The 651-nt window shown below is 64.4% G+C and carries 1 protein-coding gene; it reads right to left on the bottom strand.

Annotation, left to right across the window (positions count from 1 at the left end):
- A partial coding sequence (locus C2846_RS18495) for an aldehyde dehydrogenase family protein (RefSeq protein ID WP_119702194.1) occupies positions 1 to 604 on the bottom strand: 604 nt, incomplete at its 3' end.
- Positions 605 to 651: the final 47 nt, after the last annotated feature.

The following is a 651-nucleotide window of genomic DNA, read 5'->3' as shown; positions in this document are numbered from 1 at the left end:
GAATCCCGGCCTGCTCGGCCAGCTCGGCCAGCGCCAGGGCCGAGAACGGAGTTTGCGACGCCGGTTTCAGCACCATGGTGCAACCGGCCGCCAGCGCTGGCCCGACCTTGCGGGTAATCATGGCACTGGGGAAGTTCCACGGCGTGATCGCCGCCGTCACCCCGATCGGTTGCTTGAGCACTAAAATCCGCTTGTCGTGCTGGTGCCCGGGAATGGTATCGCCGTAGACCCGCTTGGCTTCCTCGGCAAACCATTCGAGGAAGGAGGCCGCATAACCGACTTCGCCCCTGGCCTCAGCCAGCGGCTTACCCTGCTCCAGGGTCATCAGCCGGGCCAGGTCATCCTGGTTGGCCAGCATCAGTTCATACCAGCGCCGCAGCCGGGAGGCCCTCTCCTTGGCCGTCAACGCACGCCAGCCCGGCAGCGCCCGCTCAGCGGCGGCAATGGCCCGCCGGGTCTCCGCGCGACCCATCCGCGGCACCTGGCCCAGCAGCTCGGCGTTAGCTGGGTTACGTACGGCGAGCAGCTGACCATTGTCGGCCTCACTCCATTGCCCATCGATGTAGGCCAACTGACGAAACAGACGCGGATTGTTCAATTGCATGGCAAACCTCACAACTTGATCCAAGTGGCCTTGAGTTCGGTGTACTT

The sequence above is a fragment of the Pseudomonas jilinensis genome, assembly GCF_003586265.1.
GTDB lineage: Bacteria > Pseudomonadota > Gammaproteobacteria > Pseudomonadales > Pseudomonadaceae > Halopseudomonas > Halopseudomonas phragmitis.
This window is presented reverse-complemented; position numbering and strand designations above follow the sequence as displayed.